Genomic DNA, 880 nt, shown 5'->3' with positions numbered 1-880 from the left:
GAGGTCGCCATCGGCGGCGAGCGTGCCGGACAGGGCCGCATCGCGGCCGGCCTTCAGTTGCGCCGCGCCCGCCGAAACCGTGGATCCGCTCGCGCGCAGGTCGCGCGTGGCGGTGATGTCGATGCCGAGTCCTTGCGTCTTGCTGGCCGCGCCCAGCAGCACGTCATTGCCCGCCAATCGCAGCGTGCCGCCGTAAGCCAGCGCGCTGCCATCCAGGCGCAGCTCGCGCGCCGCGTCGATGGACAGGCTGGTGTCGCTCAGGGCCGAGCCAGCAAGCGTCACGCCCTCGCCCGCGCGTATCCCCATGGCCTGGCCCGATTGCAGGCGCGCGCCGGCAGTCGTGGACAGCTCGCCGCCGGCCTCGGCTTGCAGCGTGCGCGCGGCCGAGATCTGGCCGGGCAATTGGATGTCGCGGCCGGCTTGCAGCGTCAGCGCGCCCTTGGCGGAGACCAGGCCGACCGATTGCGTGCTGGCGGCGGTCTCGGTGCTTGCGCCTGCGCCCGAGCCGTTGCTCGTGCCTGCGCCGTTGCCGGCAGTGCCGCCGGTGCTTCCGGTGTTGCCGCCGTTATTGCCGCTGCCGTTACTTCCGTTATTGCCACCGGTGCCGCCATTGTTGTTGCCGGTGCCGCCCGTATTGCCGTTGTTGTTGCTGCCCGTGCCGTTGTTGCCATTGCCCGAGCCGCTATCCGCCACCGTGCCCGCGCGCAGATTGCGCCCGGCCTGCACCCGAATATCCTGATTGCCCATCACCAGCGATCCCGCCATCGCCAGATCCTGGCCCGCCGCCACGCGCATCGCGTCCTGCGTCTGCAAGCTGCCGCGCGCGCTCACCGACACATCGCCGGCGGCATCCACCGTCAGCGCCTGGCCCGCGCTCACC

General features: G+C 71.6%; 1 pseudogene. It reads right to left on the bottom strand.

The features are described from left to right. Window positions 1-880 (bottom strand): annotated as a pseudogene (locus tag AC6LJ9_RS30600) (hypothetical protein); the annotation flags it as partial.

Source organism: Achromobacter sp. 1011811831, from assembly GCF_059760905.1.
The sequence above is the reverse complement of the archived record's forward strand: the minus strand, read 5'-3'. Positions and strand labels throughout refer to the sequence as shown.